Raw genomic sequence first — 21041 nt, 5'->3', positions numbered from 1 at the left:
ACGCACGGTTCGCCCGTGGTCCCGCCGGTGCGGGACGGGACGGCAGGCGGGCGAACCAGCACGGGCAGCCCGCCCGACCCCCTCACGGGAACTCTTGCCAGGCCGCTCCCACGAGCCCGGCGGATCAACCCGGCTACCCCAGCCGGCGGTGGTCTTCGGCGATGCGCTTCAGCAACGCCTGCAACTCCTCCCCTCGCACCGCCAGCCTCTCCAGCCGGCCGAACAACGCGAGGTACTCGCGCACGTCCAGCGGATCGGTGATGGTGGCGTTGCCGGTCAGCACGCTGACCGTCACCACGCGCTCGTCGTAGATGTGGAACCCGTGCAGCGCGACGATGTTCGCGTCGACGTTCCACGGCACGACGCCCAGGCGGACGTTCGGGCGGCGTTGCAGGGCGGCCAGGTGTTCGACCTGTTCGGCCATCAGGTCGGCCGAGCCCATCCGCCAGCGCAGGGCGCTTTCGGAGAGCACGAACACGAACTGCTTGGCCAGGTCGTCCATCCGGGAACGGCGGGTGCGCAGGGCGGCCACCGCGGCCTCCTGCTCCGAATGCGGCATCGTCCCCAGCACGACCCGCAGGTAGGCCTCGGACTGCAGCAGCGAGGGCACCAGGTTGACCTGGAAGAACCTCGACGTCGCAGCCCGCGCCTCCACGCGGGTGATCGTCTGCTGGTGGCGGTGCGCTCCTCGGTGCAGCACGACGCGGCGGGTTTCCGCCTCCGCGTGCAGCGACCTGGCGAGTTCGACCAGTTCGATGCGCGTCTCCCTCGCGGCGGCCAGTTCCGCCACGAGACGCTCCACGTCCGTCACGGACGGGAGCAGCATGCCGTTCTCGATCTTCGACAGCTTTGACTGGCTCATCCCGGTGGCACGGGCGGTGGCCGTGCCGGTCATCTTCGCCTCGGTGCGCAACCGGCGTAGTTCACGCGAAAGCCGCTCTCTCGCTAATCGCGAACGCTCAGGTGCGGTCATGTTCGCACCGTAACCATTCGCGCACAGTGAGACGATCGGCCATAGGCGGGGACTTGACTCGCAGTTGACACCTCCAGGTGGGTGATCTCACCTACCTGGAATCGCTTTGTGCTGGTGTTACGTCTCGATCGATCGAAGAAATGCACCCGAAAGACGTAGTCGAAAGCCATTCCTTGCCACGTGGAAACTTGGCCGATTGTCCGCACCGGACAAACTGAGTGGTTTTTGTCACTCTTTTGTCCAACAATTAGTACGGGGTTCAATCACACCGACGTCGACTAAACGCCCCGTTTAGCTCGCAAAACTGCGCGAACACCCACCACGAGAGCACCAAGAATCAGCACGAAGCCGATGAGCCCGAGACCGGGCGCGTCGTCGTGCTGGCCGTACAGGAGCGCGCCCACGCCGAGCGCGATGAGCAGCACGGAGCCCAACAGGGGCAGCAGAAGTCGAGGCATAGATCGACTATCGCGCGCCACCTATCGAAAGTCAACAGATAGGCGTCGTTAAACGATCAGTCGATGGCCTTCCAACCGTCGGCGAGCAGCTGCCGGGTCTCGCCCAGCAGCTGGGGCAGCACCTTGGTGTGCCCGATGACCGGCATGAAGTTCGCGTCCCCGCCCCACCGCGGCACGACGTGCTGGTGCAGGTGGGCGGCGATCCCGGCGCCGGCGACGACGCCCTGGTTCATGCCGATGTTGAACCCGTGCGGCGCCGCCACGTGCCGCGCCACCCGCATCGCCTTCTGCGTGAACGCGCCGAGCTCGGCGACCTCCGACACCGTCAGCGACGTGTAGTCCGCGACGTGCCGGTACGGCAGCACCATCAGGTGCCCGGGGTTGTACGGGTACAGGTTGAGCAGCGCGAACACCTCGGCCCCGCGCGCGATGATCAGGCCGTCCTCGTCGGACAGCGAGACCACCTGGCAGAACGGGCACCCGGCGGGTTCGTCACCGGCCGCCTTGCCCGCGCCCTGCACGTACGACAGGCGGTGCGGGGTCCACAGGCGCTGCAACGCGTCCGGGACCCCCACACCGTCCTGAGCGGAGTACTCAGGCGTCACGAGAGCAGTTCCGCCGTGGGCGAGGCGTTCTCGCGACGGCCGACCCACTCCACGATCTGCTCCACGGCCCGCTCCACCGGCACGCCGTTGATCTGCGTGCCGTCGCGGAACCGGAACGACACCGCGTTCGCCTCCACGTCCTTGGCACCGGCCAGGAGCATGAACGGCACCTTCTGCATGGTGTGGTTGCGGATCTTCTTCTGCATGCGGTCGTCGGAGGCGTCCACCTCGACCCGGATGCCGGCCTTCTTCAGCGTCTCGCGGACCGCGAACAGGTGGTCGGCGTTCTCGGAGGTGACCGGGATGCCCATGACCTGCACCGGCGCGAGCCACGCCGGGAACGCGCCCGCGTAGTGCTCGGTCAGCACGCCGAAGAAGCGCTCGACCGTGCCGAACAACGCGCGGTGGATCATGACCGGGCGCTGGCGGGAGCCGTCCGGACCGGTGTACTCCAGTTCGAACTTCTCCGGCAGCATGAAGTCGAGCTGGATCGTCGACATCTGCCAGGTGCGGCCCAGCGCGTCCTTCGCCTGCACGGAGATCTTCGGGCCGTAGAACGCGGCGCCACCGGGGTCGGGCACGAGGTCCAGGCCGGACTCCTCGGCAACCGACGCGAGCGTCGCGGTCGCCTCCTCCCAGATGTCGTCCGGTCCGACGAACTTCTCCGGGTTCTTGGTCGACAGCTCCAGGTAGAAGTCGTCCAGGCCGTAGTCGCGCAACAGGTCCAGCACGAAGTTCAGCAACGACTTGAGCTCGTCGCGGATCTGGTCGCGGGTGCAGAAGATGTGCGCGTCGTCCTGCGTCATGCCGCGCACGCGGGTCAGGCCGTGCACCACGCCGGACTTCTCGTAGCGGTACACCGAGCCGAACTCGAACATGCGCAGCGGCAGCTCGCGGTAGGAACGCCCGCGCGACTTGAAGATCAGGTCGTGGAACGGGCAGTTCATCGGCTTCAGGTAGTAGTCCTGGCCGGGCTTGCGGACCGTGCCGTCCTCGTCGACCTCGGCGTCGAGGTGCATCGCCGGGTACATGCCGTCCTTGTACCAGTCCAGGTGACCGGAGACCTCGAACAGCTTGCCCTTGGTGATGTGCGGCGAGTAGACGAACTCGTAGCCCGCCTCGGTGTGGCGCTGGCGGGAGTAGTCCTCCATCGCCTTGCGGATGATGCCGCCCTTGGGGTGGAACACCGCGAGGCCGGAACCGATCTCGTCCGGGAACGAGAACAGGTCGAGCTCGACGCCCAGCTTGCGGTGGTCGCGGCGCTCGGCCTCGGCCAGGCGCTCCAGGTACGCGTCCTGCGCCTCGGCGGACTCCCACGCGGTGCCGTAGATGCGCTGCAGCTGCGGGTTGTTCTCGTTGCCGCGCCAGTAGGCGGCGGCCACACGGGTCAGCTTGAACGCCGGGATGTGCTTGGTGGTCGGCACGTGCGGGCCGCGGCACAGGTCGCCCCACACCTGCTCACCCGAGCGCGGGTCGACGTTGTCGTAGATCGTCAGCTCGCCGCCGCCGACCTCCATGACCTCGCTGGTGTCGACGTCGCTCTTGATGTCGACGAGCTCCAGCTTGAACGGCTCGGACGCGAGCTCGGCCTTCGCGGAGTCGATCGACTCGACGACGCGGCGCGAGAACCGCTGCGAGGACTTGATGATCTGCTTCATGCGCTTCTCCAGCGCCTGCAGGTCCTCGGGCGTGAACGGCTTCTCGACCTGGAAGTCGTAGTAGAAGCCGTCCTTCACGGGCGGGCCGATGCCGAGCTTGGCCTCGGGGAACTGCTGCTGCACGGCCTGCGCCAGCACGTGCGCGGCGGAGTGGCGGATGACGCTGCGGCCGTCCTCGGTGTCCGCGGCGACGGCCTCGACCTCGACGTCGACCTGCGGGGTCCACGACAGGTCGCGCAGGTGGCCCTCGGCGTCGCGCACGACGACGATCGCGTCGGCGCCCTTGCCCGGGAGGCCGGCTTCGCGCACGGCCGTGCCCGCCGTCGTCCCAGCCGGAACCACCACGCGAGGCGGGTTCTGGGCGACTGCTGGGCGCGACTCGGACACGGTGACTCCTACGTTCGAAGAGGTGATTGCGGATCAGATGTTATCGGTGCTCAAGATGGACATGACGATCGCGTCGTGGAAGACGCCGTCCCAGAGCAGGGCGTCGCGGAGCCGGCCCTCCTCGCGGAAGCCCAGCTTCTGGTACACGTGGATGGCCCGCTCGTTGAAGTCGTACACCTCCAGGTCCACCCGGTGCAGGTTCCGCTCGTGGAACGCGTGGTCCAGCACGTGCTTCAGGGCGGCGGTCCCGTAGCCCTTGCCGAACCCGTCCCACATCGCGATCCGCAGCCCCGCGGACCGGTTGGGCGGATCGATCGTGAGCACGACCTCGCCGAGGAACTTCCCGTCCTCGGTGATGGCGCGGGTGTAGCGGTTCGGGTCGTTCAGGGTCCGTTCGATGTAGGCCTCGACATCCGCCAGTTCGAACGTCGCGTGAGTGCCCGTGAGCCGGGCGACCTCGCGTTCCCGCGGCCCACCGGCGAGCATGGCTGGGGCGAACTCCAGGCGGAGCGGTACGAGTTCCATGCCCCGATTGAAGCCGGTCCACGCAACCGCTTTACCTACGTACACGCTTCTGAGTGGTTTTCCGGATGCGCCGCGGTGACGGGCGCGAGCACCCTGGTCGACATGTCCGACCTGGTCGTCACATGCCCCGTTCGCCTCACCGAGTCCAACCGGGACGATCTGCGCCTGCTGTACGCCGACCTGCGCGACCACTACACGCGCCGAGACGCCCGCGACGGCACGCGCACGGCCCTGCACTTCCTGTGGTCGGGCAAGCTCGACGACGAGCTGTTCGGCGCGACCTTCGCCGATCAACGCCATGTTTTCGCTGGTACGAGGCCCGTGCTGAACTCCGCGCACAGCCCTGGCGAGCTTCAGGAAACGAACAGGTGGCTGTCAGCCCCAGCTCAGCAGAGCGGCGCATCGTTGAGGACATGAGCGAGCAGGGACAGACGCCTCCGCCGCAGGAGCCGTCAGGAGACACACCGCGGGCCGCCCAGCCCGCACCGGACCAGGTGACGACCCCGCTGCCGGCCGACGCCACGGCCACGCCTGGCCAGCAGCCCACCGCCGCCGCACCGGGTGCGGCAGGCCACCAGCCTGCAGCGTCGGGCCAGCACCCCGGTGTGGCGAGCCAGCACCCCGGTGTGGCGAGCCAGCCCACACCCGGCACGGCCCAGCCGGACCAGCCGACCGCGACCGCCGCCGAAGGCCCCGCCGCACCACCCCCTCCCGGCGCGGCCCAGTACCCGTCCGCCCCACTTCCTCCACCGCCGCCGCGCCGCTCCGGCCGCGTGCGGAGAGTCGCCGGCCACCGGGCTACCCAGCTCGTCGCCGTCGGCCTGCTGGGCCTCGTCCTCGGTGGCGGGATCGTGGGTGCCGTGGCGGCCAACCGGTTCGACGACCGCGGCGGCCCCGGCCACGTGCGGATGTACGAGCGCGGCCCCGATCGCGGTGACCGCGGTCCGGGCGACCGCTTCGACCAGCGCGGCCCCTTCGGGGAGGGGCGTCCCGGCGACCGCTTCGAGCGGTGACCGACCGAGCGCACGGCCCCGCGTCATCCGATTCCCCGACGACCGACGCGGAGCCGTGCGCTCCCCAAAGCCAGGAACGCGCGCCACAGCCGGATTAGTCCCCCTCGTTCTGCTGTGGCGTGCGTTCCGCCCCATCGCACTAGTGACCCTGCGGTCCCAGCCGGATCGCGAGCAGCTGGCGCCGCACCACCTTGCCGGTCGCGTTGCGCGGCAGCTGCGGCACGACCACGACCTCGCGCGGGACCTTGTGCCGCGCCAGCCTGGTCCGCACGAACTCGCGCAGCTCGCGCACGTCGATCCGCGTCCCCGCCACCGGCACCACGAACGCGCGCAACCGTTGCCCGTACTCGGCGTCCGGTACGCCGAGCACCGCCGCGTCACGCACCCGGTAGTGCGTCATCAGCAGGTTCTCGACCTCGACCGGGTACACGTTCTCGCCGCCGGAGACGATCATGTCGTCCTCGCGTCCGTCGAAGTACAGCCGGCCACTGGGGTCGAAGTGGCCTAGGTCGCCGGTCGACACGAGGCCGTCGATGGAGTCCTTCTGCGTGCCGTCCGTGTAGAGGTCCACGGTCAACGAGCCGCGCACGTAGATGCGGCCGGTCACGAACGAACGCGTGATGCGGTTGCCTTCTTCGTCGTAGAGGCGCACGAGGCAGTTGTGCGGGGGCAGGCCGACGCTGGACGGCGCGGCCGCGAGGTCCTCGGGGGTGGCGACGGTGGCGACGGCGACTTCCGTTGAGCCGTAGAGGTTGTAGAGCACGGGGCCGAGCACGGCCTGGGTGCGTTCGACGAGGTCCGGCGAGATCGGCGCGCCCGAGGAGAACACGACGCTCAGGTGCGACAGGTCGAACGAGTCGATCACGTGCCGGTCGAGTTCCATGATCCGCTGCAGCATCGTCGGCACCAGCACCAGCGTCGTGCACCGCTGGCCCTGCACCGACCACAGCGTCTTGCGCGGGTCGAACCGGCGGTGCAGCACCGCGCGCGAGCCCAGCGACATCGCGAGCGTCAGGTGCGAGTAGCCGACGGAGTGGAAGATCGGCGCGGCGATGAACGTCGACTCGCCCGAGCGCATCGGGATGCGGTCGAGGAAGTCCGACGCCGTCAGCACCGACTTGATCTCGCGGGCCGTGCCCTTCGGCGTGCCGGTGGTGCCGGAGGTCAGCTGGATCACGACGCCGGGTTCGCGCGGCGGTTCCAGCTCACCCCGCGGCGCCTTGGCGACCAGTTGGTCCAGCGTCGGCGTGCGGCGGTCGAGGCCGTCGCGCGACCAGGCGAGCCAGCGCGGGATCGACGGCGGCAACTGGTGGAACAGCGGGGTGAACTCCTCGTCGTGGATCACCAGCGACGCGCGTTCGCGTTGCAGCAGGTCCAGCACTACGGGCGCGCCGAAGCCCGTGTTGACCAGCAGGACGCGGACGCCGAGCTTCGCGCACGCGAGCAGCGACTCGACCATGCCGCGGTGGTTGCGGCACATCAACGCGACGATGTGCGTGTGCTGCACGCCCAGTGACCGCAGGCCCTGGGCGATCGCGTTGGAACGCCGGTCGAGTTGCCGGTAGGTCACCGAACCGCGTTCGTCGACGACCGCGACGCCGTCGGGGTTCAGCCGGACGGACCGCCGCAGCGCCGTCACGTTCGGCCCCCAGACCTTGACCTCTCGCAGCGCCTCCACGGACATCTTGAAGTTCGTCAGGCTCACCATGCCCGCCGCGGAGAGAACACGGAGTGAGTGCACCCGGCCCATGGCGTCGCGAAACACCTTGCGCAACCCTGGCATCAACAGCTCCTCGCGCTGCAAGTCCCCCGAGGTATTCGGACGGTAACTGTCCGCAAAGCCCAAGCCAAGCCTTGTTCCATGCGGAATTCGCATGACAACGGGACATGTGGGCGTGTAAACGTTTACACGCGCCCTGCACCCGCACGATCACCCTGTACCCGCACGGGCAGCCTGCCACACCACCGCGCGCGGGGAAGTCTGACGGGTCAGACCAGGAATCCGCGCAACAACGACGCCGTCCCGTCGAGGTGTTCGGCCATCGCCTGCCGGGCCGTCGCCGGGTCTCCGTCCAAAATGGAAGCGATGATGCGCTCGTGCTGGGCGTTGGAGTGCGCGAGGTTCGGTTCGAGCAGCGGGATGTGGTCCAGCAGCTCGTTGGCGCGCATCCGCGCCTCGGCGACGGCGGCGGTGAGCGCCGCGGACCCGGTGGCCTCGGCGATCGCGAGGTGCAGCCGCGAGTCCTTGCGGCGGTATTCGGCGAGCGTCGAAGTGGACGCTTCTTCCAGCCGGGCGCGCAAACCCCGGCGTTCGGCGGGACCGAGCGACCGGCCCGCCGCCGTCTCCGCCGCGCCGGTCTCCAGCACCCTGCGCAACGTCAGCACGTCGTGCAGGTCACCGAAGTCCTTGCCGGGCGCGGACTTCGGCAGCACCTCGTTGACGAACGTGCCCCCGTAGCGCCCCCTTCGGGACTCGACGTAATGGTTCTCCTGCAACGACCTGATGGCCTCGCGCACGGTCACCCGGCTCACGCCGAGCCGGGTGGCCAGGTCTCGTTCGGACGGCAGACGCTCCCCCGGCGCGACGACGCCGAGCCGGATGGACTGCATGAGCCGTTCGACGGTCTCCTCGAACGCGTTGCCCGCCCGCACGGGGCGGAACAACGCGTCCTGCGCGTGCTCCATCATGTCTAGAGCGGTGTCACGTACGCGCCGGCGATGCCGCCGTCCACGAGGAAGTTCGACGCGGTCATGAACGACGAGTCGTCGGACGCGAGGAACGCGACCGCGGCGGCGATTTCCTCAGGTTCGGCGAACCGGCCCATCGGCACGTGCACGAGCCGGCGCGCGGCCCGCTCCGGGTCCTTGGCGAACAGTTCCCGCAGCAGCGGGGTGTTCACCGGGCCGGGCGACAGGGCGTTGACGCGGATGCCCTCGCGCGCGAACTGCACACCGAGCTCACGCGACATCGCGAGCACGCCGCCCTTCGACGCCGTGTAGGAGATCTGCGACGTCGCCGCGCCCATCGTCGCCACGAACGACGCCGTGTTGATGATGGAACCCTTGCCGTTGGCCTGCATGTGCGGGATGGCGTACTTGCAACACAAATAAACCGACGTGAGGTTCACCTTCTGCACGCGGTCCCACGCCTCGATGCCCGTCGTCAGGATCGAGTCGTCGTCGGGCGGGGAAATGCCGGCGTTGTTGAACGCGATGTCCAGCTTGCCGTAAGTGTCCACTGTGGTCTGGAAGAGGGCCTTGACCTGTTCCTCGTCGGTCACGTCGACCCCGACGAACAGGCCGCCCACCTCGTCCGCCGCCGCTTTGCCGGTCGCCGGGTCGAGATCGGCGACGACGACCTTCGCGCCCTCGCTCGCGAACCGGCGCACCGTCGCGAGTCCGATGCCGCTGCCGCCACCCGTCACGACGGCCACGCGGCCTTCGAGTCGCTGCACCATCAGTTGTTCTCCTTGCTCGGGTCCGGCTGGACTCAGGTTGCGATGAAGACGTTCTTGACTTCGGTGAAGGCGTCCAGCGCGTCGGGGCCGAGCTCACGGCCGAGCCCCGACTGCTTCACGCCGCCGAACGGGGTCCAGTAGCGGACGGACGAATGCGAGTTCACCGACAGGTTCCCGGCCTCGACCGCACGGGACACCCGGATCGCGCGGCCCACGTCGTTCGTCCAGATCGACCCGGACAGCCCGTACTCCGAGTCGTTCGCGATGCGGATCGCGTCGGCCTCGTCGGTGAACGGCAGCACGACGACGACCGGGCCGAAGATCTCCTCGGTGACCGTCACGTGGTCTGCGGGCGGCGTGAGCACCGTCGGCGGGAACCAGAAACCGGGTCCGTCCGGCGAGGTGCCGCGGAACGCCACGTGCTCGTCGTCTGGCACGTAAGACGCGACCTTGCCGAGGTGCGCGGCGGTGATGAGCGGCCCCATCTCGGTGGCCTCGTCGCCGGGTTCGCCGACCTTGACGCCCTTGACCGCGGGCTCCAGCAGTTCCATGAACCTGTCGTAGACGCTTGCCTGCACCAGGATCCGCGACCGCGCGCAGCAGTCCTGCCCTGCGTTGTCGAACACCCCGTACGGCGCGGTGGCGGCGGCCTTCTCCAGGTCCGAGTCGGCGAAGACGATGTTGGCGGACTTGCCGCCGAGTTCCAGCGTCACCCGCTTCACCTGGTCGGCGCAGCCCGCCATGATCTGCTTGCCGACCTCGGTGGAGCCGGTGAAGACCACCTTGCGCACCAACGGATGCGTGACGAACCGGTTGCCCACGACGCTGCCCTTGCCGGGCAGCACCTGGAAAACGCCTTCCGGGATGCCTGCTTCCAGGGCGAGTTCGCCCAGGCGGATCGCGGTCAGCGGAGTCACTTCGGCGGGCTTCAGGACGACCGTGTTGCCCGCCGCCAGCGCCGGGGCGAACCCCCAGCCCGCGATGGGCATCGGGAAGTTCCACGGCACGATCACGCCGACGACGCCGAGCGGTTCGTGGAACGTCACGTCCAGGCCGCCCGCGACTGGGATCTGCCGGCCGAACTGGCGTTCCGGCGCGGCCGAGTAGTACTGCAGGACGTCGCGGACGTTGCCCGCCTCCCACCGCGCGTTGCCGATGGTGTGACCGGAGTTCTCGACCTCCAGCAGCGCGAGTTCCTCGACGTGGGAGTCGACGACCTCGGCGAACCTGCGCAGCAGCCGGGCGCGGTCGCCGGGAGCGACGTGCCGCCACGTCTCGAACGCCTTCTGCGCCCGGCCGATCGCCGCGTCCGTGTCGCCGAGGGTCGTGTGCGGCACGGACCGCACGACCTTCTCGGTGGCCGGGTTGATGACGTCAAAGGTCACGCTTTTCTCCTTGCAACGTCGACAAGAGCGTCGAACAGCCTCAGGTCCTCGATGTCCTGCTCCGGGTGCGACTGCACCCCGACGACGAACCGCGCGCCCTCCAGTTCGACGGCCTCGACCGTGCCGTCCGGGGCCTGCGCGGTGATCCTCAGCCCGTCCGCGATCCGGTCCAGCGACTGGTGGTGGTGGCACTGAACGGTCGTTCGATCGCCCAGGACGCCGTGCAGCAGTGTGCCCGGCGCGACGGTGATCTCGGTGTGCCCGAACACGCCCGGTGCCTCGTTGTGGCCCTCGATGTGCTGGTGCAGCGTGCCGCCGAGCGCCACGTTGAGCACCTGCATGCCCCGGCACACGCCGAGCACCGGCAGGTCGAGCTTGAGCGCGGCCTCGACGAGCGCGAACTCGGCGTCGTCGCGGTCCCGGCTCGGCTGCCCGGTGCGTTCGTCGCGCTCGGCCCCGTAGGCGGCGGGGTCGATGTCCGCGCCGCCCGCGATCACCAGGCCGTCGAGGAATCCGATGGACTCGGCGGTCCAGGTGCCGACCGGCGGCAGCATGACCGGGTTGGCACCGGCCTGCACCACGCAGTCGAGGTAGCCGCGGTAGAGCACCGCCGCTTCCACGTCCCAGAGCCCGAACCGCGTGCGCTCCAGGTAGGTGCTGATGCCGATGAGTGGCTTAGAGGCGCTCAAACCCGCGCACCTTCTCCCAGTCCGTGACCGCCGCCTCGAACGCGGCCAGCTCGACCTCGGCCGCGTTGAGGTAGTGGGTGACGACGTCCTCGCCGAACGCCTCGCGTGCGATCTTGCTGCCCGCCAGCAGGTCCGCGGCTTCCTTCAGCGTCGTGGGCACGGTCGGCCGGTCGGACGCGTAGGCGTTGCCGACGAACTCGTCCTCCAGTTCCAGCTTCTGCTCGACGCCGTGCAGGCCGGCCGCGATCAGCGCCGCCACCGCGAGGTACGGGTTCACGTCGCCGCCAGGTACCCGGTTCTCGAACCGCAACCCGTGGCCGTGGCCGACGACGCGCAGCGCGCACGTGCGGTTGTCCCGGCCCCACGCGACGGCGGTCGGGGCGAACGAACCCTGCACGTACCGCTTGTAGGAGTTGATGTTCGGGGCGAGGAAGTAGGTGAGCTCGCGCAGCCCCGCCAGCTGCCCGGCGAGGAAGTGCTTCATCAGCTCGGACATGCCGTGGCCCTCGGCGAAGACCGGCTCGCCTTCCTTGGAGCGCAGGGAGAGGTGGATGTGGCAGGAGTTGCCCTCGCGTTCGTTGTACTTCGCCATGAACGTGAGCGCCTTGCCCTGCTGGGAGGCGATCTCCTTGGAGCCGTTCTTGTAGATCGCGTGCTGGTCGCACGTGCGCAACGCCGTCGTGTACTTGAACGCGATCTCGTGCTGGCCGGGGTTGCACTCGCCCTTGGCCGACTCCACCACCATGCCCGCGCCCGTCATCCCGTTGCGGATGGCGCGCAGCAACGGTTCCACGCGCGCGGTGCCGAGCAACGAGTAGTCGACGTTGTACTGGTTGGACGGCGTGAGGTTGCGGTAGCCGGCGTTCCAGGCCTGCTCGTAGGTGTCGTCGAAGACGATGAACTCCAGCTCGGTGCCGACGTAGCAGTCGAGGCCGAGCGCGGCGAGCCGGTCGAGCTGCTTGCGCAGGACCTGCCGCGGCGACGCGACGACCGGGTCGCCGTTCTCCCAGACGACGTCGCACAGGACGAGGGCGGTGCCCTCCTGCCACGGCACGCGGCGGAGCGTGTCGATGTCGGGCTTCATGACGAAGTCGCCGTACCCGCGTTCCCAGCTCGACATCTCGAAGCCGCTGACGGGGTTCATCTCGACGTCGACGGCCATCAGGTAGTTGCAGCCCTCCGCGGAGTGGCCGAGGACCTCGTCGAGGAAGTACTGCGCGGCACAGCGCTTGCCCTGCAGGCGGCCCTGCATGTCCACGATCGCGACCAGGACGGTGTCGATCTCACCGGCGTCCACGGCCTCGCGCAACTCCTCGACGGTCAGCATCTCCGCGTTCCTCCAAAGGTATGTCTGCGAGCCATTGGCGGCATCATCTTGACACCACCGGGTGACGAGCGCCACCCTCAACCACCGCTCAAAGGACTATTAGGAGTCCATATGGCCAAGCACGTCGAGTACGAGAAGGTGAGCAGCGACTACCTGGAGCACCGACAGCTCAAACGTGGCGCGGCGGGGTGGGTCCTGCTGGCCGGGCTGGGAGTCTCGTACGTGATCTCCGGCGACTTCGCCGGGTGGAACTTCGGCCTCGCCCAGGGCGGCTGGGGCGGGCTGCTGATCGCCACGATCCTGATGGCGACGATGTACACGTGCATGGTGTTCGGTCTCGCCGAACTGGCCTCCGCGCTCCCCGTGGCGGGTGCGGGCTACGGTTTCGCGAGGCGCGCGCTCGGCCCGTTGGGCGGGTACGCAACAGGTATCGCCATCCTGATCGAGTACGCCATCGCTCCCGCGGCGATCTCGGTGTTCATCGGCGACTACATCAAGGCCCTGGGGCTGCTGGACGCGACGTGGCCGGTGTACCTCGCCTGCTACATCGTGTTCGTCGGCATCCACCTGTACGGCGTCGGCGAGGCGTTGCGGGTGATGTTCGTGATCACCGGTGTGGCGGTCGTCGCGCTGGTCGCGTTCGTGGCGGGCATGATCCCGAAGTTCGACTCCTCCAAGCTGTTCGACATCGGCGACGGCTCGTTCCTGCCGATGGGCGTGACCGGTGCCTGGGGCGCGATCGTGTTCGCGATCTGGTTCTTCCTGGCGGTGGAGGGCGTGCCACTGGCCGCAGAGGAAGCGCGCGATCCCAAGCGGGACATGCCGCGCGGCATCATCGGCGCGATGGTGGTGCTGCTGGTGTTCGCGGCGGCGATCCTCCTGGTGGCCCCCGGCGGTGCGGGCGCGAAGGTGCTGGAGGCGTCCGGAAACCCGTTGCCCGAAGCCGTGCGGGCGGCCTACGGCGGCGACACCTTCCTGGCCCAGCTCGTGAACTACGTCGGCCTGGCCGGTCTGGTCGCGTCGTTCTTCTCGATCATCTACGCGTACTCGCGGCAGCTGTTCGCGTTGTCGCGCGCCGGATACCTGCCCCGCTGGCTGTCCAAGACCGGCAAGCGCAAGACGCCGTACCTGGCGTTGATCGTGCCGGGCACCATCGGTTTCGTCCTGGCCACCACGATGAAGACGATCGACCCCGTCACGGGTGGCGCGCGGCTCATCAACATCGCGGTGTTCGGTGCCGCGTTGTCGTACGTGCTGATGATGGTGTCGCACATCGTGTTGCGTAAGACGGCGCCAGATCTCCCCCGGCCGTACCGGACTCCTGGCGGTGTGGTGACCACGGGCGTGGCGCTCGTTCTGGCCGTTGCGGCGGTCATCGCGACGTTCTTCGTGGACGAGGTCGCTGCTGCCGTGACGGCGGGCATCGTCGTGGTCGCCGTTGCGTACTACTGGTTCTACAGTCGGCATCACCTGGTCGCGAACGCTCCGGAGGAGGAGTTCGCGGCGATCGCCAAGGCAGAGGCGGAACTCGATTGAGACGAGCGTTGATCCTCGGCGGCACGGGCCTCATCGGCCGTGCCGCCGCTCGCCGTCTGCGGGCCTCCGGCTGGACCGTGGACGCGGTCGGCAGCGAGGTGGACCGGGCCGACCCCGCCGCGCTGGACCGCGCGATGGGCGACGGCGCGGACCTCCTGGTCGACTGCCTCTGCTACTCGGCCACGAATGCGCGGACCTTGCTGCCGTTGGCGCGCAAGGCCCGTTCCGTCGTGATGATCTCGGCCAAGGCCGTGTACGTGGACTCGGCCGGCCGCCATGCGAACTCGGCTGACGCGCCGCGCTTCGACGGTCCGGTGACCGAGGAGCAGCCGACGCTGGCTCCGCTCGAGTCGGACCCGTTCACCCGCGACGGCTACGGACCGAACAAGGTGGCGGCGGAACGGACGTTGCTCGACAGCGGCCTGCCGGTCACCGTGCTGCGGCCGTCCAAAGTGCACGGTCCGGGCAACCGGCGCCCGCTGGAGTCGTACTTCGTCGACCGGATCGCCGCGGGCCACAAGGTCGTCGTGCTGGCGGACCGGGGCGAGGGCGTCGACCACCCGACCGCCGCCGCGAACCTGGCCGCGTTGATCGAGACGGTCGCTGCGCACCCCGGCGCCCGCGTGCTGAACGCCGCCGACCCGGACGCGCCGAACGGCCTGGAGATCTCGCGGATCATCGCGGGCCACTTCGGCCACCGGTGGCACGAGATCCTGCTGGACCACTCCGAGGCGGGCCTGCACCCGTGGCGCCGCGGCTTCGTCCTCGACACCTCGGCGGCGGTGGCGCTGGGCTACCGGCCGGTCGGCGACTACGCGACCACCGTGCAGGAGACTCTCCACGACCTGGCTTCGACCAGCTCATGGCAGTATCGGGCGCGTGAGTGACATTCAGCGGGTAGGAGTCGTCGGTTCCGGTCTCATGGGCTCCGGAATCGCCGAAGTGAGCGCTCGTGCCGGTCTCGACGTCATCGTCGTCGAGGTCAACGCGAGCGCGGCCGAGGCAGCGCAGGGGCGGATCGCCACCTCGCTCGCCAGGGGCGTCAAGTCCGGCAAGCTCAGCGAGGAGGACCGCGACGCCGCGCTCGCGCGCATCCGGTTCACCACCGACATCGGTGACTTCGCCGACCGCCAGTTCGTGGTCGAGGCCGTCGCCGAGAACGAGCAGATCAAGACCGAGATCTTCACCGCCCTCGACAAGGTCGTGAAGGACGAGGACGCCATCTTCGCGTCCAACACGTCGTCCATCCCGATCATGAAGCTCGGCATGGCGACCAACCGCCCCGAGCAGGTCATCGGCGTGCACTTCTTCAACCCGGTGCCGGTGCTGAAGCTGGTCGAGATCGTGCCGTCGCTGCTGACCGGCGCCGCCACCCAGGACCGCGCCGAGACGTTCGTGCGCACGGTGCTGGGCAAGGAGGTCATCCGCTCTCAGGACCGCGCCGGCTTCGTGGTCAACGCGCTGCTGATCCCGTACCTGCTCTCGTCGATCCGCATGCTGGAGTCCGGCTTCGCCTCGGCCGACGACATCGACAACGGCATGGTGCTCGGCTGCGCCCACCCGATGGGCCCGCTGCGCCTCACCGACCTGATCGGCCTCGACACCACCAAGGCCATCGCCGAGTCGATGTACGACGAGTTCAAGGAGCCGCTGTTCTCCCCGCCGCCGCTGCTGCTGCGCATGGTGGACGCGGGCCTGCTCGGCAAGAAGTCGGGCCGCGGCTTCCACAACTACGCGAAGTGATCTCCGACGACGACCTCGCGGCCATCGAGCAACGCCTGACCCGCGCGCTCGACGTGGCACCGCAGCCGTGGACGACGTGGCTCGAGACCCAGGGCGCAACCGGCGGGTGCAGCTTCGTCGCGCTCGACGGCGACTCACCCGACGACCTGGAGCTGTACGTGGACGTCTTCGCCGGGAACGAGCAGTGGATTTCGCCCGACGCCCGGCTCGACGCGCTCGTGGACTTCGTCGGAAACTCGGCTGAGGACGTCAGACGCCTGCTCGACGAGGTACGCCGCCTGCGCGGCATGTGAAGCAGAAGGCCCGCTCCCCGGAGCGGGCCTTCTGCTTGTATGGATCACATGACTGGGGTCCTCAACGACTACGACAAGCTCGCCGCCGGGTACGACAAGTCGAACCACGACGACATCTTCAACGCCTACTACGAACGCCCGGCGATGCTCGCCCTGGCCGGTGACGTCACGGGCCGCAGGATCCTCGACGCCGGCTGCGGCGCGGGCCCGCTGCTCGCCGCACTGCACGCCCGCGGCGCCGACGTCAGCGGCTTCGACCTGAGCCGGAAGATGCTGGACCTCGCCCGCGGTCGCGTCCCGGACGCCGACCTGCACGTGGCCGACATCGCCGAACCGCTCCCCTACGCCGACGCGAAGTTCGACGACGTCATCGCGTCCCTCGTCCTGCACTACCTCGGTGACTGGGGCCCGTCGCTCGCGGAACTGCACCGCGTCGTCAAGCCCGGCGGCCGCCTGCTGGTCTCGGTCGACCACCCGTTCGCGATGCACATGATCCACCGAGCCGAAGGCCGCAAGACCAACTACTTCGAGACCTACAACTACCTCGAGACCTGGGACTACACCGGCGAACCCGTCGAGATGTCGTTCTGGAACCGGCCGCTGCACGCCATGACGAACGCGTTCACCTCGGCCGGGTTCGCCATCACCGAGATCGCCGAGCCGCTGCCGGTGCCGGAGGCGCGGGAGAAGTTCCCCGACCACTACCGGGCGCTGACGACGAGCCCGAGTTTCCTGTTCTTCGTGCTGACCGCGTGACCGAGCCCTGGACGCACGACGGCAGCCCGGTGTCCGATGTCGTGGCGTTGCTGCGCGCACGGATCGACGCCGGGCACCTCGAAACGTGGCTGACCAGCGCGTCCGGGCGATCGCTCACGTTCGTCACCAACGCCGAACGCGCCATGCTGATGCTGCTCGACGGCGAAGGTGACGCGGGTGAGCACGCGACGACCCCCGGCGTGGAAGGCGCGAGCGACGGCTTCGTGCTGTCCAACGGCCAGAACGACGAGTACCCGGACGCGGACACCGTTGCGCTGCCCAAAGCCCTGACCATCGCCGAGCACGTCGTCCGCACGGGCACCTGGCCGGCGGACGCACACCACGTCAGCGACCGCTAGACCGGCCTAAACAGCCGCCAGCCGGTTCATCGAGTGCTGGATCAACGCCACCAGCACCGCCTTCGACGACTCGCGGTCCCGCGCGTCGCACAGGACCACCGGGATCGCCTCGTCCAGGTCCAGGGCGTGCCGAACCTCGTCCACCGTGTACATCTGCGACCCGTCGAAGCAGTTCACGGCCACGATGAACGGAATCCCGCGGTGCTCGAAGAAGTCGATCGACGGGAACGAGGAGTCCAACCGCCGCGTGTCGACCAGCACCACCGCCCCGATCGCCCCGGTGGCCAGTTCGTCCCACATGAACCAGAACCGGTTCTGCCCCGGCGTGCCGAACAGGTACAGCACCACCTTGGTGTTGATGGTGATGCGCCCGAAGTCCAGGGCGACGGTGGTGGTGTCCTTGCCCTCGATGCCGGCGAGGTCGTCGACGTGCACACCGGCCTCGGTGAGCAGTTCCTCGGTGCGCAACGGCGGGATCTCGGACACCGACGCGACCATGGTGGTCTTGCCGGTGCCGAACCCGCCCGCGATGACGATCTTGACCGCGGTCGGCACGGTCAGCTGGCCATCAGATCCCACGAACACCATCCAGTACGGCCTGCAGGAGATCCCTGTCGGGAACCTTGGGGGAGGAGGTCTGCACGAGCACGTCACCGCGCTCGATGAGGTCCGACAGCAGGACCTTCACCACGACGAGCGGGACGTCGAGGTAGGCGGCGACCTCGGCGACCGAGAGCGGGCGTGCGCACAGGGCCATGATCTCGCGATGTTCGACCGTCAGCGACGTCTGGTCGGACGCAAACGAGGACGCGCGGACCTGCGTGACGAGGTGGAGGTCAGGCGCGTTCGGCCGAGTGCGGCCGCGCACCATGGCGTAAGGCCGCACCAACGGTCCTGCGGCCTCGTCGTACCACCAGTCGTCGCGCGAGGTCATCAGCGCGACTCACGCGCCGATGGCACGGTCGCGGTCTCCGCGCGCGGGGCCGACGACAGGTACGTGCCGACGCGCTTGACCAGCATGTTCATCTCGTAGGCGATCATGCCCATGTCAGCGTCCTCCTCACCTAGCACGGCCAGGCAGGCACCGTGACCGGCGGCGGTCACGAACAAGTATGCGTGCTCCATCTCCACGATGGTCTGCCGGACGGCGCCACCACCGAAATGGCGGCCGGTCCCGCGGGCGAGCGACTGGAACGCGGACGCCATCGCGGACAGGTGCTCCGAGTCGTCGCGGGACAGCCCGGCCGAGCGGCCGAGCAGGAGGCCGTCCGCCGACAGCACGACCGCGTGGCGGGCTCCGACCACGCGCTGGATCAGGTCCTCCAGCAACCAGTTCAGTTCGCCGTGCTGGGTTGCGTTGTTCATGACGAGGGGGCTCCTTCTGATCTCCAGTCGTCGGTCAGCCGGGCGTCACGGGTACCGCGCTGGAACGCGGCGAAACCGTCACGGGTCCGCTCGGCCGACCGTTCGCCGGTCACCGGCTCGGCGTGCGGCGGCTCCTCCGAGGGGTGCATGAGTTGCGGCGCGAGGCTCTGCCGCTTCTTCCTGCGGGGAAGGGGTGCCTTCCCGTCCTGGGCCGGAGGGGCCGCTGGGGTCTTCTGGTCCACCGATGCTTCGGACACGGCCGTGGGCGCGGAAGTGTTCACGTCAGGGTCTACGAGCGCGTGCAGGCCCGCGTTCACGGCTTCCAGCACTTCGGGATTCACCTTCACCGGCAGGCTCGGGTGGTCTTCGACGTGCCCGTGGTGCTGGTCGTGGAACGACCGCACCGGCATCTGGGTGGTCTCGGTGATGTCGCCCGCCGCGTTGTGCGGGGCGACGATGTTCGGCGGCAGCACGCACAACGCGACGGTCCCGCCGTACGGCGAGTCGCGCAGCTCCACCTTGATGCCCCGCCGTGCGGCGAGCCTCGCGACGACGAACAGGCCGAGGCGGGACTCGCCCCGGAACGCCATCGTCTCGAAGTCCGGCGGGTTGGAGAGCTTGGCGTTGGCCTGGAGTCGTTCCTCCTGCGTCAGCCCGAGACCGTGGTCCTCGATCTCGATCACGAGCCCGTGCGGCGCGGAACTGGAGTGGATGACGACCTCGGAGCGCGGCGACGAGAACGCCGTCGCGTTGTCGACGAGTTCCGCGAGCAGGTGGATGGTGTCGGCGACGGCCACACCCACCAGCGCGCGGTCGGGCACCGGGTTGACCCGCACCCGGACGTACTGCTCGGTCTCGGCCACGGCCGAGCGGATGACGTCGCTCAGGCGCACCGGCTTGCGCCACTGCCTGCCCGGCTGCTCGCCCGCGAGGATGATCAGGTTCTCCGCGTTGCGGCGGGCGCGGGTCGCCAGGTGGTCGAGCTGGAAGAGCTGGTCGAGCTGCTCGGGGTGTTCCTCTTCGCGTTCGAGCTTGTCGAGGATCTTGAGCTGGCGGTGCACGAGGCCCTGGTTGCGGTGCGCGATGTCGAGGAACACCCGGTTCACGCCCTCGCGTGCCTGCGTCTCCTTCACCGCGGCCGCGACGGCCGTGTACTGGGCGGCGTTGAACGCGTCGGCGACCTGGCCGATCTCGTCGTTGCCGTAGTCGAGCGGCGGCATGTCGCGGTGCACGTCCACCTGCTCGCCGCCGCGCAACCTCGCGACGATGTGCGGCAGCCGTTCCTGCGCGAGCCGGAGCGTGTCCTCCCGCAGCGACGCCAGGCGCGTGACCAGGGCGCGCGACACCAGGCGGTTCGAGATGCGCAACGCCAGCACGATGCCGACGACGACCGCGAGCAACGCGATCAGGCTGCCGATCAGGACGGCGGCGACCCGGCTGTCGGCCTTGTCGAGGCCGAGGTCGGCGGCGTCGCGGGCCTGCGTGACGGCGAGTCCGACGAGGTTGTCGTGCACCGGCGCGGCCACCCCGCGCCACTGCGCGTCGGTCACGCCCTGCTCGCCGTTGACGATCTTGCCCTCGAGGTCGAGCAACGTCCGGTACTCGGTACTGCCGCGCAGCGCGTCGTACTGCGAGCGCGGCTGCTCCAGCGCGAACGGGATCGTGGCGTCGAGGCTGCCGTGGTAGGCGCCGATCAGCCGGGAGAACTCGACCCGTTCGGCCGGGGTGAAGGTGCCGTTGAGCAGTCCGCGCGAGCCGATCGTGGCGCCGCGGGAGAGCCAGTCGGAGGCCTGGAAGATCGTGACGGCCTGGACGCCTGCCTGGCTCGCCTCCGAGTCGGGCACGAGGCGGGCCTGCCGGGCCAGCAGCCCGATGCCCGAGTCGAGGAGGCTGTTGTAGTAGTCGTAGACCGCCTGCGGGTTCGCCGCCCCGGACGTGATGCGCTGGCGTTGCTGCGGCAGTTCGTCCAGCACGGCGTTGAGGGCGTTGACGCGGTCCGTGGTGTCCTGCGGCGCGCTCTCGGCGAGGTCGGTGAACGCCTCGCGCATCTTCCGCACGGCCTCGTCGGTGACGGCGTGCTGGCGCCCGAGCCCGCCCCGGTCGACGCCCTGGGCGTTGCTGAGGACCTCGAGACTCAGCTGCCGTTCCTTCTGCAGCCCCGCGAGCGCCTCGACGGACGGGATCGCCGCGCCCTTGACGCCGGCCGCGACCGACCGCATGTAGAAACCGTCGAAGAGGGTGTAAGAGGAGAAAACGGCCCACATGACCAGCAGCACCACGCTGGGAACGACCACGACACCGGCCAGCCGCGACCGAATGGTCCGGTAGTTGGTCGGTGTGTACCCGCTCTTCTCGTTCACAGCGCTCTCACGGTCTCCTGTGGCCCACGGCTAGCGCTGCGGGTTACCTGAGTAACTCCTTCGGCTGTAATTAGGTTACGACGGGGGATCTTCGTTACCCAATGACAGCAATCACACGCAGTACGCGGTGGGCAGGCTACCCAGTCGAGTG

23 protein-coding genes are annotated in these 21041 nt (G+C 68.9%); 8 read left to right on the top strand and 15 right to left on the bottom strand.

Features of this window, described 5'->3' with window-relative positions:
- Nucleotides 1-133: 133 nt before the first annotated feature.
- The 5 genes from QSK25_RS22960 to QSK25_RS22940 all read right to left on the bottom strand — a co-directional run bounded on the left by QSK25_RS22960 (nucleotide 134) and on the right by QSK25_RS22940 (nucleotide 4606).
- Nucleotides 134-973: a helix-turn-helix domain-containing protein gene (locus QSK25_RS22960; protein WP_285641109.1), complete on the bottom strand. Its 840-nt coding sequence runs from the start codon at nucleotides 971-973 to the stop codon at nucleotides 134-136.
- Nucleotides 974-1251: 278 nt separating this feature from the next.
- Nucleotides 1252-1398 (bottom strand): hypothetical protein, encoded by a 147-nt coding sequence (locus tag QSK25_RS22955; RefSeq protein WP_285641107.1) that lies wholly within the window; start codon nucleotides 1396-1398, stop codon nucleotides 1252-1254.
- Nucleotides 1399-1487: 89 nt separating this feature from the next.
- Nucleotides 1488-2036, bottom strand: a complete 549-nt coding sequence (locus QSK25_RS22950) for an HIT family protein (protein ID WP_285641105.1) — start codon at nucleotides 2034-2036, stop codon at nucleotides 1488-1490.
- Entirely contained in the window at nucleotides 2033-4039 is a 2007-nt protein-coding gene (gene thrS / locus QSK25_RS22945; protein WP_285641353.1) for a threonine--tRNA ligase, read from the bottom strand. The genes QSK25_RS22950 and thrS overlap by 4 nt, the downstream gene beginning before the upstream one ends.
- A gap of 75 nt (nucleotides 4040-4114) precedes the next feature.
- Nucleotides 4115-4606 (bottom strand): GNAT family N-acetyltransferase, encoded by a 492-nt coding sequence (locus tag QSK25_RS22940; protein ID WP_285641103.1) that lies wholly within the window; start codon nucleotides 4604-4606, stop codon nucleotides 4115-4117.
- Nucleotides 4607-4708: 102 nt separating this feature from the next.
- On the opposite strand from QSK25_RS22940, the gene QSK25_RS22935 reads away from it, so the two are divergent.
- Both QSK25_RS22935 and QSK25_RS22930 read left to right on the top strand, forming a co-directional pair.
- A complete protein-coding gene (locus tag QSK25_RS22935) occupies nucleotides 4709-5023 on the top strand; it encodes a hypothetical protein (protein ID WP_285641101.1) in 315 nt (104 codons plus the stop codon).
- A complete protein-coding gene (locus tag QSK25_RS22930; protein ID WP_285641099.1) occupies nucleotides 5020-5619 on the top strand; it encodes a hypothetical protein in 600 nt (199 codons plus the stop codon). The genes QSK25_RS22935 and QSK25_RS22930 overlap by 4 nt, the downstream gene beginning before the upstream one ends.
- A 139-nt stretch (nucleotides 5620-5758) precedes the next feature.
- Here the strand turns inward: QSK25_RS22930 and QSK25_RS22925 are convergent, their stop codons facing one another.
- From QSK25_RS22925 to QSK25_RS22900, 6 genes are all read right to left on the bottom strand, one after another.
- Nucleotides 5759-7402, bottom strand: a complete 1644-nt coding sequence (locus QSK25_RS22925; protein ID WP_285641097.1) for an AMP-binding protein — start codon at nucleotides 7400-7402, stop codon at nucleotides 5759-5761.
- A 206-nt stretch (nucleotides 7403-7608) separates the two neighbouring features.
- Nucleotides 7609-8307, bottom strand: coding sequence for a FadR/GntR family transcriptional regulator (locus tag QSK25_RS22920; RefSeq protein WP_502881884.1), 699 nt, complete (start codon nucleotides 8305-8307; stop codon nucleotides 7609-7611).
- Between the two features lie 2 nt (nucleotides 8308-8309).
- Complete coding sequence (locus QSK25_RS22915; protein ID WP_285641095.1) at nucleotides 8310-9077, bottom strand: 3-oxoacyl-ACP reductase; 768 nt, start codon at nucleotides 9075-9077, stop codon at nucleotides 8310-8312.
- A gap of 32 nt (nucleotides 9078-9109) precedes the next feature.
- Nucleotides 9110-10462 (bottom strand): aldehyde dehydrogenase family protein, encoded by a 1353-nt coding sequence (locus QSK25_RS22910; protein WP_285641093.1) that lies wholly within the window; start codon nucleotides 10460-10462, stop codon nucleotides 9110-9112.
- Entirely contained in the window at nucleotides 10459-11151 is a 693-nt protein-coding gene (locus QSK25_RS22905) for a gamma-glutamyl-gamma-aminobutyrate hydrolase family protein (protein ID WP_285641091.1), read from the bottom strand. The genes QSK25_RS22910 and QSK25_RS22905 overlap by 4 nt, the downstream gene beginning before the upstream one ends.
- Nucleotides 11138-12478: a glutamine synthetase family protein gene (locus QSK25_RS22900; protein WP_285641090.1), complete on the bottom strand. Its 1341-nt coding sequence runs from the start codon at nucleotides 12476-12478 to the stop codon at nucleotides 11138-11140. The genes QSK25_RS22905 and QSK25_RS22900 overlap by 14 nt, the downstream gene beginning before the upstream one ends.
- Before the next feature lie 111 nt (nucleotides 12479-12589).
- Here QSK25_RS22900 and eat point away from each other — a divergent pair, with 111 nt between their 5' ends.
- Genes eat through QSK25_RS22870 form a run of 6 tightly spaced genes read left to right on the top strand, consistent with a single transcriptional unit; the run spans nucleotide 12590 to nucleotide 17165 of the window.
- The gene (eat, locus tag QSK25_RS22895) at nucleotides 12590-14014 is read left to right on the top strand and encodes an ethanolamine permease (RefSeq protein WP_285641088.1); all 1425 of its coding nucleotides are present in this window, start codon (nucleotides 12590-12592) and stop codon (nucleotides 14012-14014) included.
- Nucleotides 14011-14901 (top strand): NAD-dependent epimerase/dehydratase family protein, encoded by an 891-nt coding sequence (locus QSK25_RS22890; protein WP_285641086.1) that lies wholly within the window; start codon nucleotides 14011-14013, stop codon nucleotides 14899-14901. Before eat ends, QSK25_RS22890 begins: the two co-directional genes overlap by 4 nt.
- Entirely contained in the window at nucleotides 14894-15757 is an 864-nt protein-coding gene (locus QSK25_RS22885) for a 3-hydroxybutyryl-CoA dehydrogenase (RefSeq protein ID WP_285641084.1), read from the top strand. Before QSK25_RS22890 ends, QSK25_RS22885 begins: the two co-directional genes overlap by 8 nt.
- Entirely contained in the window at nucleotides 15754-16050 is a 297-nt protein-coding gene (locus tag QSK25_RS22880) for a hypothetical protein (protein WP_285641082.1), read from the top strand. Before QSK25_RS22885 ends, QSK25_RS22880 begins: the two co-directional genes overlap by 4 nt.
- Nucleotides 16051-16098: 48 nt before the next feature.
- Nucleotides 16099-16806 (top strand): class I SAM-dependent methyltransferase, encoded by a 708-nt coding sequence (locus QSK25_RS22875; protein ID WP_285641080.1) that lies wholly within the window; start codon nucleotides 16099-16101, stop codon nucleotides 16804-16806.
- Nucleotides 16803-17165 (top strand): hypothetical protein, encoded by a 363-nt coding sequence (locus tag QSK25_RS22870; protein ID WP_285641079.1) that lies wholly within the window; start codon nucleotides 16803-16805, stop codon nucleotides 17163-17165. Before QSK25_RS22875 ends, QSK25_RS22870 begins: the two co-directional genes overlap by 4 nt.
- Nucleotides 17166-17171: 6 nt before the next feature.
- Here the strand turns inward: QSK25_RS22870 and QSK25_RS22865 are convergent, their stop codons facing one another.
- Genes QSK25_RS22865 through QSK25_RS22850 form a run of 4 tightly spaced genes read right to left on the bottom strand, consistent with a single transcriptional unit; the run spans nucleotide 17172 to nucleotide 20890 of the window.
- Nucleotides 17172-17753 carry a GTP-binding protein gene (locus tag QSK25_RS22865; protein WP_285641077.1) on the bottom strand — a complete coding sequence of 194 codons (582 nt, stop codon included), beginning with the start codon at nucleotides 17751-17753 and terminating at the stop codon, nucleotides 17172-17174.
- A complete protein-coding gene (locus QSK25_RS22860) occupies nucleotides 17734-18099 on the bottom strand; it encodes a DUF742 domain-containing protein (RefSeq protein ID WP_285641075.1) in 366 nt (121 codons plus the stop codon). The genes QSK25_RS22865 and QSK25_RS22860 overlap by 20 nt, the downstream gene beginning before the upstream one ends.
- Nucleotides 18099-18530 carry a roadblock/LC7 domain-containing protein gene (locus QSK25_RS22855; RefSeq protein ID WP_285641073.1) on the bottom strand — a complete coding sequence of 144 codons (432 nt, stop codon included), beginning with the start codon at nucleotides 18528-18530 and terminating at the stop codon, nucleotides 18099-18101. Before QSK25_RS22855 ends, QSK25_RS22860 begins: the two co-directional genes overlap by 1 nt.
- A complete protein-coding gene (locus QSK25_RS22850; RefSeq protein ID WP_285641071.1) occupies nucleotides 18527-20890 on the bottom strand; it encodes a sensor histidine kinase in 2364 nt (787 codons plus the stop codon). The genes QSK25_RS22855 and QSK25_RS22850 overlap by 4 nt, the downstream gene beginning before the upstream one ends.
- Nucleotides 20891-21041: the final 151 nt, after the last annotated feature.

It is taken from the genome of Lentzea sp. NBRC 102530 (assembly GCF_030269365.1).
Classification (GTDB): Bacteria; Actinomycetota; Actinomycetes; order Mycobacteriales; family Pseudonocardiaceae; genus Lentzea.
The sequence above is the reverse complement of the archived record's forward strand: the minus strand, read 5'-3'. Positions and strand labels throughout refer to the sequence as shown.

Excerpts from the sequence above, each read along its gene's own strand:
- QSK25_RS22935 (WP_285641101.1), top strand. The coding sequence starts at position 4,709 with ATGTCCGACCTGGTCGTCACATGCCCCGTTCGCCTCACCGAGTCCAAC.
- QSK25_RS22920 (WP_502881884.1), bottom strand. The coding sequence starts at position 8,307 with ATGATGGAGCACGCGCAGGACGCGTTGTTCCGCCCCGTGCGGGCGGGC.
- QSK25_RS22915 (WP_285641095.1), bottom strand. The coding sequence starts at position 9,077 with ATGGTGCAGCGACTCGAAGGCCGCGTGGCCGTCGTGACGGGTGGCGGC.
- eat (WP_285641088.1), top strand. The coding sequence starts at position 12,590 with ATGGCCAAGCACGTCGAGTACGAGAAGGTGAGCAGCGACTACCTGGAG.
- QSK25_RS22960 (WP_285641109.1), bottom strand. The coding sequence starts at position 973 with ATGACCGCACCTGAGCGTTCGCGATTAGCGAGAGAGCGGCTTTCGCGT.
- QSK25_RS22925 (WP_285641097.1), bottom strand. The coding sequence starts at position 7,402 with ATGCCAGGGTTGCGCAAGGTGTTTCGCGACGCCATGGGCCGGGTGCAC.
- QSK25_RS22875 (WP_285641080.1), top strand. The coding sequence starts at position 16,099 with ATGACTGGGGTCCTCAACGACTACGACAAGCTCGCCGCCGGGTACGAC.
- QSK25_RS22855 (WP_285641073.1), bottom strand. The coding sequence starts at position 18,530 with ATGAACAACGCAACCCAGCACGGCGAACTGAACTGGTTGCTGGAGGAC.
- QSK25_RS22865 (WP_285641077.1), bottom strand. The coding sequence starts at position 17,753 with ATGGTGTTCGTGGGATCTGATGGCCAGCTGACCGTGCCGACCGCGGTC.
- QSK25_RS22940 (WP_285641103.1), bottom strand. The coding sequence starts at position 4,606 with ATGGAACTCGTACCGCTCCGCCTGGAGTTCGCCCCAGCCATGCTCGCC.
- QSK25_RS22930 (WP_285641099.1), top strand. The coding sequence starts at position 5,020 with ATGAGCGAGCAGGGACAGACGCCTCCGCCGCAGGAGCCGTCAGGAGAC.
- QSK25_RS22860 (WP_285641075.1), bottom strand. The coding sequence starts at position 18,099 with ATGACCTCGCGCGACGACTGGTGGTACGACGAGGCCGCAGGACCGTTG.
- QSK25_RS22900 (WP_285641090.1), bottom strand. The coding sequence starts at position 12,478 with ATGCTGACCGTCGAGGAGTTGCGCGAGGCCGTGGACGCCGGTGAGATC.